Source organism: Ruegeria sp., assembly GCF_965199275.1.
Lineage (GTDB): Bacteria > Pseudomonadota > Alphaproteobacteria > Rhodobacterales > Rhodobacteraceae > Ruegeria.
The window spans coordinates 93,689-109,746 of the sequence record NZ_CBDAQX010000012.1 but is presented as its reverse complement, the minus strand read 5'-3'; the positions used below and the strand labels follow the sequence as shown (position 1 = coordinate 109,746).

The following is a 16,058-nucleotide window of genomic DNA, read 5'->3' as shown; positions in this document are numbered from 1 at the left end:
TCGTGAGCTATCAGAATTCTATCACCTTCTGATTAGCTCACGGGACAGAAAGAGGCAACCCGAAAATGCATTTTCGGGATCGGGAGAGCTGTATCTGTCACCTGGATCGGGTGTGCGGTCGGATCTGCGACGCACCTCACCCGGGCTGATTGGGCACATGCAGCGATGACCTGCGCTCTGAACATATGGAGAGCAGAGATGCGAGATTTTACATGCAGCGGGGCCCCCGGGGTTTATGATCCTGCGCGGTCCGAAGATATTGGGGTCGATTACGGCTCAGTGATAAATCGTACGCTAAGCGCTCTGGTCTCTCTGCAATGTGCGATAGACGGTAGCCCTTGAAACGGAGAATATCTCGGCGAGATCGCTGATCGAATGGTCTCCGGTTTTGTGCATCTTGTGAAGCTCTTTCTGTTGTTTTTCAGTTAGTTTTGGCTTCTTTCCTCGCATTTTCCCCTTTGCCTTGGCGATGGCCATGCCTTCACGGGTGCGCATTTCCTGACTTCCGACCTTTTTGTTGATCTGACTGGGTTTTTGGTTTGTTTTCAGGTGTGGTTGCTCAGAGGCGCGTTGTAGTGCCCCATTATTATAAAAAGTATTGACATGGGCCTTCAGATGGCTAACCTCTTCGCCCATGTTCATCCGCACCAAACATGACGCAAAGCTCAACCGCACACGGATCCAGATCGTTGAATCCGTCCGCACCGGCTCCAAGGTACGCCAGAAGATCCTGCGCCATGTGGGTGTGGCCCATAACGACAGCGAGATTGAGGATATCAAGCGTCTGGCGGGCCGCTTGATGGAGCAATTACGCATTGATCGCTCGCCGCAAATGGAACTGTTCACGCCCACGGAATATGCCGATCTGCAGGCGCTGGTGCGCCGCGCTCCGCGGCCGGACAAGCTTGGCGTTGATCTTGCCGAGTGCCGTGAGGAGGCGCGGGTCTCTCTGGGTCTGCGGGATGTCATGGGGACGATGTATGACCAACTGGGTTGGGGGGCCCTTCTGGGGGCGGCGCGTAAAAGTGCCAATCGCATTGTGAAAGAGCTGGTTATGGCGCGGATCGCACAGCCCGAGAGCAAGCGCGCGACCGTGGAGGCGTTGGAGAACCAGGCAGGCATCACGCTCAATCTGGACGTGGTCTATCGGAGCATGGATTACATCAATACGCCGGTGATAGACGGGATTTGCAAAACCTCTCACGCGGCGGCAGAGAAGTTGCTGGGCGGGCCAGTGACCGTGCTGTTCTACGATTGCACGACCCTGGCCTTTGACACCGAGCGCGAGGACCCGGCCGAGGATGCGGACGGGGTCGAGCAGGATCATCTTCTGGCCAAGGGCTTCAGCAAGGATGGCAAGCATCACCGCGCTCAGGTCATGCTGGCGCTGATCGTCACCTCCGATGGGCTGCCTGTGGGCTATGAACTCTTCCCGGGAAACACCTGGGAAGGTCATACGCTGGAAGCTGCGCTGAAGGCGTTGGAGGGACGCTTCGACGTGGCCAGGGTCACGTTCGTGGCCGATGCCGCCATGCTCAGCAAGGACAACCAGCAGATGTTGCAGAACAAGGGTCTGCCCTACATCCTCGGCTATCGCATGAAGTCCGCCCCGGCCGCCGTGAAGGCGAACATTTTGAGCCCGGAGGGACGCCAGCCTTGGGCTGGACACGGTTCTGAAGAGGCAACCGAGAAGGGCTGGTACAAGGTGATCGACCAGGAGGGAGCGCGGGTCATTGTGACCTGGTCACCCACCCGGGCACGCAATGATGCCCACAAGCGCGACAAGGCAATCGAAAAGCTGCACAAGAAGCTCAAGCGCTCTCGCAAACCCGGCAGCTTCAGCAGCCGGGGATATGGCCGCTTCCTGGCCTTCCCCGACAGCGGGGACGTCACGCTGGATGATGCAAAGATCAAGGCAGCGGCACAATGGGACGGGCTGCATGCCATTGTTGTTCATGGTGCGGACGAACTGGAGGCACAGGACGTCATTGCCCGCTATCACCAGTTGTGGGAGATCGAAGCCTGCTTCCGCACCAACAAGCACGATCTGAAAATCCGGCCCATCTATCACTGGTCGCCGCGTCGGGTCCGGGCCCATATCGCCATCTGCTACATGGCCTTCTGCTGCCTGCAGCACCTGCGCAAGCATCTGGACCTGCTCGGACACCCGATGAGCCCGGCTCGTATCCGCAACGAGTTGAACGCATTGCAGCTCTCGATCCTGCGCCACAAAGGCACCCCTGACCGCTACGGCATGCCAAGCCATGCCACGGTCGATGCCAGACGCATCCTCACCTGCGTCGGCCTGACCTGGAACGAAGCCCCTTTCAAGATACCCCCCGGGCGCACCCGAAAAACTGGCCAGACCAAAGCCTGAGCTCCCTCAACACTCCGAAACAATCGCTGGCGAAAAAAGTCCGTGTAGTGCCTTTTGGCAACCAAGGCATAATAATATCAATGACTTATACGAAAAAATGTCGGAAGTCAGGAGCACAGGAGGAGACGGGATCCGGAACGCGATGATGTAAGGCCAAAAAAGAGTTGAGGCCAAAAAAGCAAAACGCGCAGGTCTCCCCGCGCGCCTCATTCTCGTGAGCTATCAGAATTCTATCACCTTCTGATTAGCTCACGGGACAGAAAGAGGCAACCCGAAAATGCATTTTCGGGATCGGGAGAGCTGTATCTGTCACCTGGATCGGGTGTGCGGTCGGATCTGCGACGCACCTCACCCGGGCTGATTGGGCACATGCAGCGATGACCTGCGCTCTGAACATATGGAGAGCAGAGATGCGAGATTTTACATGCAGCGGGGCCCCCGGGGTTTATGATCCTGCGCGGTCCGAAGATATTGGGGTCGATTACGGCTCAGTGATAAATCGTACGCTAAGCGCTCTGGTCTCTCTGCAATGTGCGATAGACGGTAGCCCTTGAAACGGAGAATATCTCGGCGAGATCGCTGATCGAATGGTCTCCGGTTTTGTGCATCTTGTGAAGCTCTTTCTGTTGTTTTTCAGTTAGTTTTGGCTTCTTTCCTCGCATTTTCCCCTTTGCCTTGGCGATGGCCATGCCTTCACGGGTGCGCATTTTGAGCAGATCTGCCTCGAACTCGGCGAATGTGGCGACGATGTTGAAAAACATCTTCCCCATCGGGTCACTGGGATCGTAGATAGCTGCTCCCAGGGCAAGTTTCACGCCTTTAGCTTCGAGTTGATCGCTGATGGCCCGAACATCCGGAACAGATCGGGCAAGACGATCGAGCTTCGTCACGACCAGAGTGTCGCCTTTTCGCACGGCGGCCAGCGCTTGTTCAAGTCCGGGCCGCTCCCGATTGGTGCCGGTCAATCCGTGATCCGTGTAGATGCGGTCCTTGCGAACCCCGAGGTCACTCAACGCTTGCCGCTGCGCGGTCAAGTCCTGACTGTAGGTCGAGCAGCGCGCATATCCGATTTTTTCCATTGCTCGACTGTACGTTTGAACCCCCTTCACTGCAACTTTTATCGGACGGGTTATTTGCGACACTCTGAGACCTTGTTTTCATGGGTGCGGATTCCGAGGTCTGAGTTGTGCGCTGAAGGTAGGTCTATCGAACAGGCAAAAACATAACGAAGGCCCGGGATCTGACCCTCAACACTCTCTCTGAAAAGGTAACACATGGCCCATAGAACTGTTCTGACGAAACGTCAGCGTGATACTCTCTTCGACCTGCCCACTGACCGGGCATCGCTGGAATACCACTACACGCTCGCAGACGATGACATCGCGTACATCAAAACGCGCAGGCGCGCGCAAAACCAGATCGGCTTTGCGCTCCAGCTTTGCGCGTTGCGATATCCTGGACGTCTTCTGAAACCGGGAGAGGTGATCCCGGAAGCCGTATCCAATTACATCGCAGCCCAACTCGGGCTGAAACCTGAAGATCTCTTGCCCTACGCTGTCCGCGATGTAACCCGTCGAGAACATCTCGGTGCCTTGCGCAAAATCTACGGCTACAAGCCGTTCGCTGGCAAGCGCGCGAAGCAGATGCAGTCCTGGCTCGGTCAGCAGGCCGAGGCCGCCGAAACCGGCGAAGGGCTGGTGCGGGTCTTTGTGGAGGAATGCCGAAACCGGCAGATCATTCTGCCGGGGATCACGACCATTGAGCGGCTGTGCGCCGATGCCCTTGTGGCGGCCGAGCGGCGGATTGAGGGCCGGATTGCCGCGCGCCTGGACAGCCGGATGCGCCGCCGCCTAAATGATCTGCTGGGCGCGGCGGAGAACGGCTGGCAGAGTGTGTTCTTGTGGCTGCGCGGTTTCGAGGTTGGCAAGAACACGGCCGATATGAACCGCCTGCTTGATCGGGTGGACGCCCTCAAGGCAATTGAGCTATCGCCTGACGTCCTCAATGACATCCCGCCACACCGGATCAAAATCCTGCGCCGCCAGGGCGAGCGGTACTTCACGGGCGGCCTGCAGGACATCAGCGGCAATCGTCGCCTTGCCATTCTGGCCACCTGCGTGGTGGAGTGGTCGGCCTCCATCGCAGATACCGTTGTCGACACCCATGACCGGATCGTAGTCAAGATGTGGCGGGAGGCGAAGAAACTCAGCACGCTACACTTCGAACAGGCGCAGGCAGATATCGCCAACACACTGGTCGGGTTCCAATCATTGGGAACGACCTTGCTGATGGCCCGGGGCGATGAGGCGGCTGTAGAAAAGCGTGCAATTTTGACCCCCTAAGCGGGGAAATCGGCGTCCAAATTTGACCCCTCCCTATGGTTGTAGACATCCTTTTCATTGAGCAGTCGATGGAGAGGCAAGCGGGATGATTTGCGTGGAAACTATTAGAAAAGTGCGTCGCTTACACCTGATCGAAAAAAAGAGCATCAAGGAAATTTGCCGTTCGCTCAATTTGAGCCGTGCAACGGTTCGAAAGATAATCCGATCGGGAGTGACGGAGTTCAAATATGAGCGCAAATCGCAGCCATACCCGGTGCTCGGGCCTTGGCGCGCGCGTCTGGATGAAACGCTTGAGGAGAACGAGGCGCTTCCGAAGAAACACCGCAAGCGGATGACCAAAATCTGGAAGGAACTCTCCGATGATGGTTTTGGCGGCGGGTATGACAGTGTTCGACGCTACACAAAGAATTGGCGCATTGCGCACGGCCGACAACAGGCGCAGGCGTTCATCCCGCTGATCTTTGATCCTGGGGAGGCGTACCAGTTCGACTGGAGTGTGGAGACGGTTTTGATGGACGGTGCACTCACGACCGTGAAGGTTGCCCATTTCAAACTTTGCCATAGCCGCATGCCATTCTCCATTGCCTATCCGCGCGAGACGCAGGAGATGGTCTTTGATGCCCACGACGAGGCCTTCAAATTCTTTGGTGGAGGCTGCATCAACGGGATCTACGATAACATGACGACCGCCGTCGATGCGATCCTGTCGGGCAAGGAAAGAAAGTTCAACAAGGCATTCTCCCGGATGTGTTCTCATCATCTGGTGAACCCGATCGCCTGTACGCGCGCGGCCGGTTGGGAGAAGGGTCAGGTTGAGAATCTGGTCAAGGAGAGCCGCGCCTATAGTTTTACACCGCGTCTGGAGGTGGCCGACTTCGATGAATTGAATGCCCGGCTGCAAAAAGACGCGATCAAACGCGCAAAAGAACTGCGGCATCCGGAAAACCTGGAGGTGACGGTCTGGGAGGTGTTCCAGCAGGAAAAGCCGCTGCTGACGCATCTGCAGAAGCCCTTCGTCGGGTTCCGTGAAAAGACGGTCGCCGTGAGCCGAACCTGCCTGATCAACTTCGAAAGAAACAAATACAGCGTTGAGGCAAGAGCTGTTGGACGTCAGGTCCAGTTGCAGGTCTACGCCACGCGGATTGTCCTGCGCCAAGACGGTGAGATTGTCGGAGAGCACGAACGGTGCTTCGGCCGAGGAAAAACGATCTTCAACCCTTGGCACTATGTGCCCGTCCTCAAGCGCAAGCCTGGCGCTCTGCGCAATGGAGCACCGTTCCGTGACTGGGACCTACCACCGGCAATGACGCAGATCTGGACCCATCTGCGGGGCACATCCGACGGAGACCGGCAACTTGCCGATATTCTTTTCGCTGCTTACCAGCACGACATTGATGTGGTCGAGGCTGCCTGCGAAGAAGCTCTAAAATCTGGCCTGCGCAAGGCCGATGCGATCCTGAACATTGTCTCTCGGCGCACCAATCCCCCGCCGCCAAAGGCGATTGAGCCGCCTGCCCACCTGCAGCTGAAAATGGCACCGATCGCGGATTGCGCTCGCTATGACAGGCTTGGAGGCTCCCATGCAACTGCGTAAGGAAATTCTCGAACTTGCCCGTCAACTGAAGTTGCCAGGCATCGTCAACTGCTTTGACGAAGTGATGCAGGCCGCAGCCAAAAACAACTGGCGGCCCCAACAGGTCGTGGCCGAACTCCTCACGGCCGAACTGGCCGAAAAGACTGCGCGCTCGATCCGGTATCAGATGGGTGCCGCAAAGTTCCCGGTCTGCAAGTCCTTACCTGAGTTCGACTTCACGGTCAGCCCCGTCAACGAGGAAGTCGTGCGCAATCTTCATGACGGCGATTTTATGGACCAGGCCAGGAATGGCGTGCTGGTCGGTGGAACCGGATCGGGCAAAACGCATCTCGCAACAGCGATCGGGGGCCACGCGGTCAATAACCGCCGGCGGGTCAGGTTCTTCAGCGCTGTGGATCTCGCGAACAAGCTGGAGGCTGAACATCGCGAAGGCAACGCCGGGCGGCTCAGCGAGCAGCTGATCCGCGTCGACCTCGTGATTATAGACGAACTCGGTTATCTGCCGTTCGCAGAGTCTGGTGGACGATTACTCTTCCATCTCATCAGCAAACTGTACGAGCGAACGTCTATTCTGCTAACAACCAACCTCGCATTTGCTGAATGGCCGAGTGTGTTCACAGATGCCAAAATGACCACTGCTCTCCTGGATCGACTGACACACCATTGCGATATCATCGAAACCGGGAACGAAAGCTGGCGAATTAACCACCGCGACTAACCTCGAAATCGGGGAATAAATTCAAAACAGACAGCAGGTCAAACCTTCAGTCGAGCTACGCTCTCTTTTCGGTTTGACCTGCTGTCCACCCCCTCCTGAATCAACCTAAACACGACCCCCTCAACGCCCCTCTTAGCTCCAAGGGGGGTCAAATTTGGACGCCGATGGGGGGTCATTATTCAATGCCGATTGACAGGCGGCCCTGCGCGGTGCCGTCGATGCATCCTGCTCATGGGATGGATTGGAAACACTCGTGGCGATGGCGACCCAGTTGATCAAGCCCGCCATGGCCGAGCCAATGGATCACATCGAAAAGGCTATTCACTGTTTCAAACTCTATGGCAAACGCATGTTGAGAGCGCTGGATATCAGGGGTGCCACCGTGGCCCAACCGCTGCTCGACGCTGCGACGGTCATCCGGGAAGACGCAGATATCCCGACCAAATCCCGGGCCTTTCTTCCAGCCCGCTCAAAGTGGGACAAACAGCTGCGCAAGCCGGAAACCAACGAGCAGCGGCTTTGGATCGTAGCGGTGATGTGCCGCTTGCAAGAAGCCTTCCGGTCCAACGATATCTGGCTGGATCATGCCCGCCGATATGCCGATGACAGGAAAGTCCTGGTGCCGCTGGAAGCGGCGAAGACGATGCCAGGTCTTGATCTTCCGCTGGATCCCGAGGTCTGGCTTGAGGATCGCAAGCATCGGTTGCAGGTTGGTCTGGAGCGGCTTGCGGAGGCTGTCAGGGACGGCACCCTTCCCAACGGCCTCATCGAAGCCGGTGAGTTGCGCATTGAACGCCTCAAGGCGGATGTTCCGGCGGAAGCTGCCGATCTGGTTCTCGATCTCTATCGGCGCCTGCCCCCTGCGAAAATCACCGATATCCTTCAGGACGTGGCCGAAGCCACAGGCTTCACGGACGCGTTCACCCATCTGCGCACAGGCGCACCGTGCAAGGACATCATCGGACTGCTGACCGTGCTTCTCGGTGAGGGCTTGAACGTTGGTCTGAGCAAGATGGCCGCCGCGACCGCCGACCATGAGTATTCCCAGCTCTCCCGTCTGTCGCGTTGGCATGTCGAAAGCGATGCGATCAACGAGGCGCTGGCCATCGTTCTCGACGCGCAGTCCAGGCTTCCCATGGCCCAATACTGGGGTTCGGGTCAGACCTCATCCAGCGACGGGCAGTTCTTCCCGACCACGCGCCAGGGCGAAGCAATGAATCTCATCAACGCCAAGTACGACACGCATGTTCCGGGGCTGAAAGCCTACGCCCATGTGTCCGACCTGTACGGGCCGTACTGGATCAATTCGATCCCGGCCACTGTGAACGAGGCACCATATATTCTGGACGGATTGTGCCTGAGCGAGATCGGCAAGAAGATCAAGGAGCACTACGCCGACACGGGTGGGTTCACTGATCTCGTATTCGCCGCCTGCGCGCTGCTGGGCTATCGCTTCATTCCCCGGATCCGCGATCTGAAATCCAAGCGGTTCTACGTCTTCGATCGTAAAAGCGTTCCCAAGGAACTCAAGTGCCTGGTCGGGGGCAAGGTCCGGGAACAAACCTTCATCGACAACTGGGGCGATGTGCTGAGATGCACGGCCACGATGCGGTCCGGGAAGGTACCGCCAAGCCAGCTGCTGAAGCGATTGTCAGCCCGGCCGCGCAAGAACGATTTGGCCATCGCGATGCGGGAAATCGGACAGATCGAACGGACACTGTTCATCATCGAATGGACCCTTGATATGGACATGCAGCGCCGCTCTACTGTCGGGCTCAATAAAGGCGAAGCGCACCATGCGCTGAAGAATGCCTTGTGGATCGGCCGTCGGGGCGAGATCCGCGATCGGACCACGGAAAGCCAGCATTTCCGCCTGGCTTGCCTCAATCTGCTCACGGCGATCATCATATTCTGGAATACGGACCAGATCGGCAAAGCCATCCTGCAGCGGCAAAGCGAAGGCCTGGACACGCCCGAACACCTGCTCAGGCACATATCGCCCTTGGGATGGGAGCACATTCTGCTCATAGGTCAGTACATCTGGCGAGAAATGAGGCACAAAATCGCTTAGCGTACGATTTATCACTGTCCCGTAATCGACCCCATGAGGGCCTGTTCCAGTCGCATGCATCGTGTTGAAGTAGTGGCGAATGGTGACCCCGGTCAGAAAGATGAGACTTGCAATGATCCATGAATACTCGGTGCCGAAGGCCAGCGGGTAGTGGTTCGACAGCATCAGGAACACGACCGGCAAGGTCAGATAGTTGTTATGCGTCGAACGTACCTTGGCGATCTTGCCGTATTTTGCGTCCGGGGTCCGACCGGCCTTGAGATCTGCGACTACGATGCGCTGGTTCGGCATGATCTGGAAGAACACATTGGCCGTCATGATCGTTGCAGTAAACGCCCCAAGATGCAGTAGCGCGGCCCGTCCGGTGAATATCTGGTTATAGCCCCAGGACATGATCACCAGGATTACGAACAACAACAGCATCAGAATGGTGGGATGATCGCTCAGCTTGGATTTGCACAATTGGTCATAGAGCAGCCAGCCAATGGTCAGTGACCCGCCCGAGATCAGAATTCCCTGCCACAGCGCCAGATCGACCTTGGTCGGGTCCAGCAGGAACAGCTCTCCTCCGACCCAGTAGATGATCATCAGGAGCGCAGCACCGGACAGCCATGTCGTGTAGCTTTGCCATTTGTGCCAGGTCAGATGTTCGGGCATCCGGGCGGGGGCCACGAGGTATTTTACGGTGTGGTAAAACCCGCCGCCATGGACCTCCCATTCCTCGCCATAGGCCCCATCCGGCAGCGCAGGGTTTGGCTTAAGCATCAGGTCCAATGCGATAAAGTAGAAAGATGCCCCAATCCACGCCATCGCAGTGATCACGTGCAGCCAGCGGACCGAAAAGGCGATCCACTCCCACATTACGGCCAGATCATACATGGGTTTGCTCCTAAGATTCTTTGCTTCCGCTCACTCTATGCGAGACTGCTTTGTTCTGGTATTGCTAGCAAAGACCAAGCAGTATCAAAAAATGCAAAAAAATGTCCTATCTAGATAACATCAGAACCTTTGTCCGAGTCTACGAGTTGGGCAGCATGTCCGCCGCAGGCCGTGATCTGAGGGTTTCTCCGGCTGTCACCTCAGCGCGGATATCGCAATTGGAGGAGCATCTGGGCGTGCGGCTGTTTCAACGCACGACGCGCAGCCTGACGCCGACCGAACAGGGGCAATCGTTTTATCGGGGGGCTGCTGAGATTCTCGAGGCCGTCGAAAACGCCGAGGCGCAGATCGTCAATATTACCGAGAATCTAAAAGGATCTCTCTATGCCGCTGCGCCATTGGGCGTCGGTCGCAGGCTGATCGCGCCGCAGGTGCCAAAGTTTTTGGCCGAGTACCCCGAGGTCAATGTCAGGCTGAGGCTGACAGATCGCAAAGTCGACCTGACAACAGAAGGTCTGGATCTTGCATTTTTCCTAGGGCAGCCCGAGTACAGCAACTTGCGCATTCGCAAGATCGCCGATGTTGAAAGAGTGCTGTGCGCATCCCCAAAATACATCAAAAAACGCGGAATGCCGGCAAGTGGAGACGATTTGATCGCCGACAATCACGAATGCCTCAACCTGCGCTTTCCAGGCGCGACCGAGTTTCAATGGCTTCTCAGGACTCAAACGGGGCCAAAGCGATTCCGTGTCTCTGGTCGCTATGAATCGGACGATGGTGATGTGTTGACGGATTGGGCGCTTGCGGGTCACGGGATCGCGCTTAAGCCGATCTTTGAGATTGCACAGCACCTTAAGGCCGGAAATCTGGTTCCGGTCGCAACAGAAACGCCGCCGGAACCCATTCAGATGGCGTGTCTGTTCACACACCGTCGCATGCAAGATCCCAAAACGCGGCTGTTCATGGAGTTCATCATAGAGCGTATCGGATCCTCAATCGCCGCGAACACCTAGAACGGTAGGTTCTCAGCTGCCGCGGTAGGTCGAGTATCCAAAGGGGGAGAGAAGCAACGGGACGTGATAGTGAGACTGTTCGGACATCCCGAACCGGATCGGTATCACATCCAGAAAGCGAGGTTCCTCGGGCGGCGTGCCCGACGCGTCAAGGTACGCGCCGGCATAGAAGATCAGCTCATACTCGCCCGTTGAAAACTCGGATTGCGGCAGAATTTGTTCGTCGGTTCTGCCGTCGTCATTTGTTACCAGTGCTTTCAGCAAGGTGCGGTCTGTGCCATTGATGCGGTACAGCTCGATTTTCAGTCCTTCGGCGGGACATCCCCGCGCAGTATCCAGGACATGTGTGGTAAGGTAACCGGTCATTTGTGCCACTCCTAAAGTTGCTTATTTCTTAGTCTGTTTTCTCGTCCGAGGGCAAAGCCAGACTGTCCGAAACTGCTTTTCGTATTTTTTGAAAAATTTCTTTGATTATCCGGAGTATTGAGGAACTCAAGAAGAAGGAAACAGATGTGAAGCCTTATCCACGAGATATGACCGGCTACGGCAGCGAAATGCCCAAAGCCAACTGGCCCAACGGGGCCCGGATCGCGATTCAGATCGTATTGAACTATGAGGAAGGTGGCGAAAACAACATCTTGCACGGTGACGCTGCATCCGAGGCGTTTTTGTCCGAGATCACCGGTGCAGCCCCATGGCCTGGGCAACGGCACTGGAACATGGAATCGATCTACGAATACGGCAGCCGTGCCGGGTTCTGGCGTGTTCACCACCTTTTGCAGGACCTGCCAGTGACCGTTTATGGCGTGGCAACCGCTTTGGCGCGTGCCCCGGCGCAGGTTGCGGCGATGAACAATGCTGGCTGGGAGATCGCGAGCCATGGGCTGAAATGGATCGAACACAAGGATATGGACCCGCAAGACGAGCGTGCCCAGATCCGCGAAGCCATCCAGCTGCACAAGGAAGTCACCGGTCAGCCTCCGCGCGGTTGGTACACGGGTCGGTGTTCGATGAATACAATCGGTCTTGCCGCAGAAGAGGGTGACTTTGCCTATATCGCGGACAGCTACGCCGATGATCTGCCCTATTGGATCAAGGCAGGCGGCAAGGATCAGTTGATCGTACCCTATACGATGGATTGCAACGACATGCGTTTCGCGATTCAGGCCGGATACACAAATGGTGAGCAGTTCGAAAGCTATCTGAAAGATAGTTTCGACATGCTCTATGCCGAGGGCACAGCGGGTATGCCGAAAATGCTCTCGATCGGGTTGCACTGCCGCTTGATCGGTCGTCCGGGTCGCGCCATGGCGCTGAAACGCGCGCTTGAGTACTTTAGAAAACACGACGGCGTCTGGTTCGCGACACGTGAACAGATTGCCGATCACTGGGCAAGGGAACACCCACCGATGCAACGCCTCACCCCGTCCGAAATGGACCAGCCCACCTTTGTATCCGAATTTGGCGGCGTGTTCGAACACAGCCCATGGATTGCCGAAGGCGCGTTTGACCTTGAACTGGGACCGACCCATGACAATGCGGCTGGCGTCCACAATGCGCTGGCCCGTGTTTTTCGCACCGCCACGCCCGAGCAACGCCTTGGCGTTCTGACGGCGCACCCGGATCTGGCGGGCAAGCTTGCCGCCGCCGGGCGGCTGACCAAGGAAAGCACGGCGGAACAGGCCGGGGCCGGTCTGGACATGCTGACGGATGAAGAACGCGAAACCTTTACCGCGTTGAATGAGGCCTACACGACCAAATTCGGCTTTCCTTTCATCATCGCCGTTAAGGACAACACGAAGGCCAGCATCCTGGAGGCCTTTCACCGCCGCATTATCAGTGACCGGGATACCGAGTTCGACGAAGCCTGCCGTCAGGTCGAACGGATCGCCGAGCTGCGCTTGATCGAGAAGTTCTCGGAATGACCATCGAAATTAAGCTGCAGCCCCTGACCCCCGAAGCCTTTGCGCCGTTTGGAGATGTGATCGAAGCGGCGGGTGAGGTGGACAAATACATCAATCAGGGCAAATGCGCCCGCTATCATGACCGTGCCGCGTTGGATTTCCAGGACGGCCGTGCGGGGATCAGCGTGTTCCAGTCCGAGGCTTTCAGCCTGCCGATCAGGCTGGATATGATGGAGCGTCACCCTGAGGGCAGCCAGGCGTTTCTACCATTTTCCGAAAAGCCGTTCGTTGTGGTTGTAGCTACCGATGAAGATGGAAAACCCGGCCACCCGATTGCGTTCATAACTGCGCCGGGGCAGGGGGTGAACTATCATCGCAACACTTGGCACGGGGTACTGACCCCGCTCCATGATCCGGGGCTTTTTGCGGTCGTGGATAGAATTGGAACTGGACCCAACCTACAGGAGCATTGGTTCGAGGTGCCGTTCTCGATCATTGAATAAGAAAAAGCGCCGACAAAAGGCGCAGACTATCGTCATTTCAAGGAGGGAAACACAGTGTCAGATGCATCGATCGGTACGCCCGAGCAGCTCCGAGATCCGAATTACTCACCCCCGCTCGTCAAGGCAGTGCCACTAGGAATTCAGCATGTGCTGGCGATGTTCGTATCAAACGTCACGCCAGCTATCATCGTTTGTGGTGCCGCAGGATTTGGTTTCGGATCAGACAGCCCCGATTTCCCTCAGATGATCTACATGATCCAGATGTCTATGTTCTTCGCGGGCGTCGCTACTTTATTGCAATCCATTGGCGTGGGTCCTGTTGGCGCAAGGCTACCGATCGTTCAGGGGACTTCGTTTGCCTTCATCCCAATCATGATCCCGCTGGTGGTCGGTAAAGGCGTGGATGCCATTGCGGTCCTGATGGGCGGCGTTGTAGTTGGTGGGCTATTCCACGCTTTTCTGGGGATGTTCATTGGGCGTATCCGCTTTGCCCTTCCACCTCTGGTGACTGGCCTAGTGGTAACCATGATCGGCCTGGCACTGGTGAAAGTGGGTGTCCAATACGCCGCTGGTGGTGTTCCCGCAATCGGAACTGATGAATATGGCTCGGGTTTGAACTGGTTCATGGCAGGGGTCGTCATCGTCGTGACCCTCGGACTCAAGTTTTTCGCGCGGGGGATGTTGTCGGTTTCCGCGGTACTGATCGGCCTGTTGGTCGGGTATGCCGTGGCCTTTGTTCTTGGCCAAGTGAGTTTGGGCAATGTTGGGCGTGCCGCCTCTTTCGCACTGCCCAATCCGTTGCATTTTGGGATCGAGTTCTCGGTCGCGGCCATTGTCGGCTTCTGTGCGATGTCTTTTGTGTCAGCGGTTGAAACTGTCGGGGATGTTTCCGGTATCACTAAAGGAGGTGCGGGACGTGAGGCAACCGACAGCGAAATTCAAGGTGCGACCTTCGCCGATGGGATCGGCACCGCGCTGTCTGGCCTGTTCGGAGCTTTGCCGAATACGTCATTCAGTCAGAACGTTGGTCTGATTGCCATGACCGGGGTCATGAGCAGATCGGTCGTGACGATCGGTGCGCTTTTCCTGATCGTATGCGGCCTTGTTCCGAAAATCGGTGCGATCATCTCGTCCATCCCGATCGAGGTTCTGGGCGGCGGCGTCATTGTCATGTTCGGCATGGTCGTTGCGGCGGGTGTGTCGATGCTGTCAGACGTGAACTGGAATCGCCGCAACATGGTGATCTTTGCGATTTCCTTGAGCCTGAGTCTGGGCCTGCAGCTAGAGCCGGGTGCATTGCAGCATCTTCCTGGGACCATCAAGGTTCTGGCCACATCGGGTATCCTGCCCGCCGCCGTGATCGCAATTGTCCTCAACCTTGTTCTTCCTGAGGAACTATCTGACGAAGCGACCGAGGAGGTTTCTGGCGGACTGTCTGGACATGGTCTTGGCTCGATCGGGCGTGACGATCATAAGTGAGTGTCACAGGAGTATTGAAAACGGCGTGTTAAGGCACGCCGTTTTTTGTTGAAAATCCAACTGGTCATTAGATGGGATATTGCAAAAGGCGCTGATCCCGGTAGCAGGTTTATAGGTTTGTTCCAATCTACACTGCGATGTGTATAGCGCCACGTTCTGCCAGAAAGAAGGCAACAGAACGTGGCCCAATGGCGTCAGAAATCGACCTCGATAGCGATCCCTTTTTCTACGGCAAGGTCAACCACCGCTGCGGCCACCGCAAGATCCTGCAGGCCAACGCCTGTGCCGTCGAACAATGTGATCTGATCATCTGCCGAGCGGCCCTCATGCGTTCCATTGATGACCGCGCCAAGCTGAGCGACGTCGCTTTGGCTGATCAGACCTTCTGCGACGGCGTGCTGCGCCTCGCCAATGGTGATGGATTGCGCAACCTCGTCTGTGAAGACACTCGCTTTGGCCAGCAGGGCGGGTTCGACCTCTTGCTTGCCTTTGGTGTCTGTTCCCATGCAAGCCACATGCGTTCCAGGGCCGACATGATGCGCCATCAACGACGGCGCAAAGGCTGAGGTGATCGAGATGATCACATCCGCTTCGGTCATCCCGTCAAGTTCGACCGCCTCAAATGGGACACCTGCCTCAACAGCGACTTTCTCGATATTGGGCAGCATTTCCGGGTGGTAGTTCCAGCCAATGACCTTTTCAAAGCTACGCTGTTCCAGCGCGGCGCGCAGTTGAAAGGCGGCCTGATGGCCCGCCCCTATCATGCCGATCACCTTGGCATCTGCGCGGGCCAGATGTTTGATTGACACTGACGAGGCCGCCGCTGTGCGCAGCGCCGTCAGCAGGTTGCCGCCCACCGTCGCTGAGGGTTTGCCGGTGTCGGGATCGAACAGGAAAACCGTGGATTGGTGGTTGATCAACCCGCGTTTCTCAAGATTGTTCGGCCAGTAGCCGCCAGCCTTCAGGCCCAAAGTCAGGCCGGCGCGGTCAAAACCACCCTTGAAGCCATACAGAGCGTCCTCGTGGCCGATGGCCTCTCGCACGACAGGGAAGTTATAGGCATCGCCAGCGGCCATCGCTGCAAAGACGCTTTCGACGGCGTCAAAGGCCGCTTGGCGGGTCATCAATCCGGCGATCTCACGCTCGGGTACGATCAACATGTCAGTCTCCTATGATGA

The 16,058-nt window shown here is 56.8% G+C and carries 12 protein-coding genes and 2 pseudogenes; 9 read left to right on the top strand and 5 right to left on the bottom strand.

What is annotated here, in order from left to right:
* Positions 1-294 precede the first annotated feature (294 nt).
* Positions 295-642 carry a helix-turn-helix domain-containing protein gene (locus ACOERD_RS08090; protein ID WP_419738675.1) on the bottom strand — a complete coding sequence of 116 codons (348 nt, stop codon included), beginning with the start codon at positions 640-642 and terminating at the stop codon, positions 295-297.
* Here ACOERD_RS08090 and ACOERD_RS08085 point away from each other — a divergent pair.
* Positions 635-2,377 (top strand): IS1634 family transposase, encoded by a 1,743-nt coding sequence (locus ACOERD_RS08085; RefSeq protein ID WP_419737624.1) that lies wholly within the window; start codon positions 635-637, stop codon positions 2,375-2,377. The two genes, ACOERD_RS08090 and ACOERD_RS08085, sit on opposite strands and share 8 nt — an antisense overlap.
* A gap of 506 nt (positions 2,378-2,883) precedes the next feature.
* On the opposite strand, the gene ACOERD_RS08080 is transcribed toward ACOERD_RS08085, so the two are convergent.
* A complete protein-coding gene (locus ACOERD_RS08080) occupies positions 2,884-3,456 on the bottom strand; it encodes a recombinase family protein (protein ID WP_419738674.1) in 573 nt (190 codons plus the stop codon).
* A 195-nt stretch (positions 3,457-3,651) separates the two neighbouring features.
* On the opposite strand from ACOERD_RS08080, the gene ACOERD_RS08075 reads away from it, so the two are divergent.
* The 4 genes and pseudogenes from ACOERD_RS08075 to ACOERD_RS08060 form a co-directional block, all read left to right on the top strand.
* Positions 3,652-4,719: a DUF4158 domain-containing protein gene (locus ACOERD_RS08075; RefSeq protein ID WP_419738673.1), complete on the top strand. Its 1,068-nt coding sequence runs from the start codon at positions 3,652-3,654 to the stop codon at positions 4,717-4,719.
* An 85-nt stretch (positions 4,720-4,804) separates the two neighbouring features.
* Positions 4,805-6,313, top strand: coding sequence for an IS21 family transposase (gene istA / locus ACOERD_RS08070; protein ID WP_419738672.1), 1,509 nt, complete (start codon positions 4,805-4,807; stop codon positions 6,311-6,313).
* Positions 6,300-7,031: an IS21-like element helper ATPase IstB gene (gene istB / locus ACOERD_RS08065; RefSeq protein ID WP_419737606.1), complete on the top strand. Its 732-nt coding sequence runs from the start codon at positions 6,300-6,302 to the stop codon at positions 7,029-7,031. The genes istA and istB overlap by 14 nt, the downstream gene beginning before the upstream one ends.
* 193 nt (positions 7,032-7,224) lie before the next feature.
* Positions 7,225-9,102, top strand: a pseudogene (locus ACOERD_RS08060) (Tn3 family transposase); the annotation flags it as partial.
* Between the two features lie 33 nt (positions 9,103-9,135).
* Here the strand turns inward: ACOERD_RS08060 and ACOERD_RS08055 are convergent.
* Positions 9,136-9,981, bottom strand: a pseudogene (locus ACOERD_RS08055) (urate hydroxylase PuuD); the annotation flags it as partial.
* Positions 9,982-10,082: 101 nt separating this feature from the next.
* Between ACOERD_RS08055 and ACOERD_RS08050 the strand changes: the two are divergent.
* On the top strand, positions 10,083-10,994 hold the full coding sequence (locus ACOERD_RS08050; RefSeq protein ID WP_419738671.1) for a LysR family transcriptional regulator: 912 nt from the start codon (positions 10,083-10,085) through the stop codon (positions 10,992-10,994).
* A gap of 12 nt (positions 10,995-11,006) precedes the next feature.
* Here ACOERD_RS08050 and uraH read toward each other — a convergent pair whose 3' ends face one another.
* Positions 11,007-11,360 carry a hydroxyisourate hydrolase gene (gene uraH / locus ACOERD_RS08045; protein WP_419738670.1) on the bottom strand — a complete coding sequence of 118 codons (354 nt, stop codon included), beginning with the start codon at positions 11,358-11,360 and terminating at the stop codon, positions 11,007-11,009.
* A gap of 146 nt (positions 11,361-11,506) precedes the next feature.
* On the opposite strand from uraH, the gene puuE reads away from it, so the two are divergent.
* The 3 genes from puuE to ACOERD_RS08030 are packed head-to-tail and all read left to right on the top strand — an operon-like array spanning position 11,507 to position 14,880.
* Positions 11,507-12,919, top strand: coding sequence for an allantoinase PuuE (gene puuE / locus ACOERD_RS08040; protein WP_419738669.1), 1,413 nt, complete (start codon positions 11,507-11,509; stop codon positions 12,917-12,919).
* Entirely contained in the window at positions 12,916-13,401 is a 486-nt protein-coding gene (locus tag ACOERD_RS08035; RefSeq protein ID WP_419738668.1) for an ureidoglycolate lyase, read from the top strand. The genes puuE and ACOERD_RS08035 overlap by 4 nt, the downstream gene beginning before the upstream one ends.
* Positions 13,402-13,455: 54 nt before the next feature.
* On the top strand, positions 13,456-14,880 hold the full coding sequence (locus ACOERD_RS08030; protein ID WP_419738667.1) for a uracil-xanthine permease family protein: 1,425 nt from the start codon (positions 13,456-13,458) through the stop codon (positions 14,878-14,880).
* 194 nt (positions 14,881-15,074) lie between these two features.
* Here the strand turns inward: ACOERD_RS08030 and bhcD are convergent, their stop codons facing one another.
* The gene (bhcD, locus tag ACOERD_RS08025; RefSeq protein ID WP_419738666.1) at positions 15,075-16,040 is read right to left on the bottom strand and encodes an iminosuccinate reductase BhcD; all 966 of its coding nucleotides are present in this window, start codon (positions 16,038-16,040) and stop codon (positions 15,075-15,077) included.
* Positions 16,041-16,058: the final 18 nt, after the last annotated feature.

What these genes read in the sequence shown, in the direction of transcription:
- ACOERD_RS08085 (WP_419737624.1), top strand. Translation starts at nt 635, where the DNA reads ATGTTCATCCGCACCAAACATGACGCAAAGCTCAACCGCACACGGATC.
- ACOERD_RS08090 (WP_419738675.1), bottom strand. Translation starts at nt 642, where the DNA reads ATGAACATGGGCGAAGAGGTTAGCCATCTGAAGGCCCATGTCAATACT.
- ACOERD_RS08080 (WP_419738674.1), bottom strand. Translation starts at nt 3,456, where the DNA reads ATGGAAAAAATCGGATATGCGCGCTGCTCGACCTACAGTCAGGACTTG.
- ACOERD_RS08075 (WP_419738673.1), top strand. Translation starts at nt 3,652, where the DNA reads ATGGCCCATAGAACTGTTCTGACGAAACGTCAGCGTGATACTCTCTTC.
- istA (WP_419738672.1), top strand. Translation starts at nt 4,805, where the DNA reads ATGATTTGCGTGGAAACTATTAGAAAAGTGCGTCGCTTACACCTGATC.
- istB (WP_419737606.1), top strand. Translation starts at nt 6,300, where the DNA reads ATGCAACTGCGTAAGGAAATTCTCGAACTTGCCCGTCAACTGAAGTTG.
- ACOERD_RS08050 (WP_419738671.1), top strand. Translation starts at nt 10,083, where the DNA reads ATGTCCTATCTAGATAACATCAGAACCTTTGTCCGAGTCTACGAGTTG.
- uraH (WP_419738670.1), bottom strand. Translation starts at nt 11,360, where the DNA reads ATGACCGGTTACCTTACCACACATGTCCTGGATACTGCGCGGGGATGT.
- ACOERD_RS08035 (WP_419738668.1), top strand. Translation starts at nt 12,916, where the DNA reads ATGACCATCGAAATTAAGCTGCAGCCCCTGACCCCCGAAGCCTTTGCG.
- bhcD (WP_419738666.1), bottom strand. Translation starts at nt 16,040, where the DNA reads ATGTTGATCGTACCCGAGCGTGAGATCGCCGGATTGATGACCCGCCAA.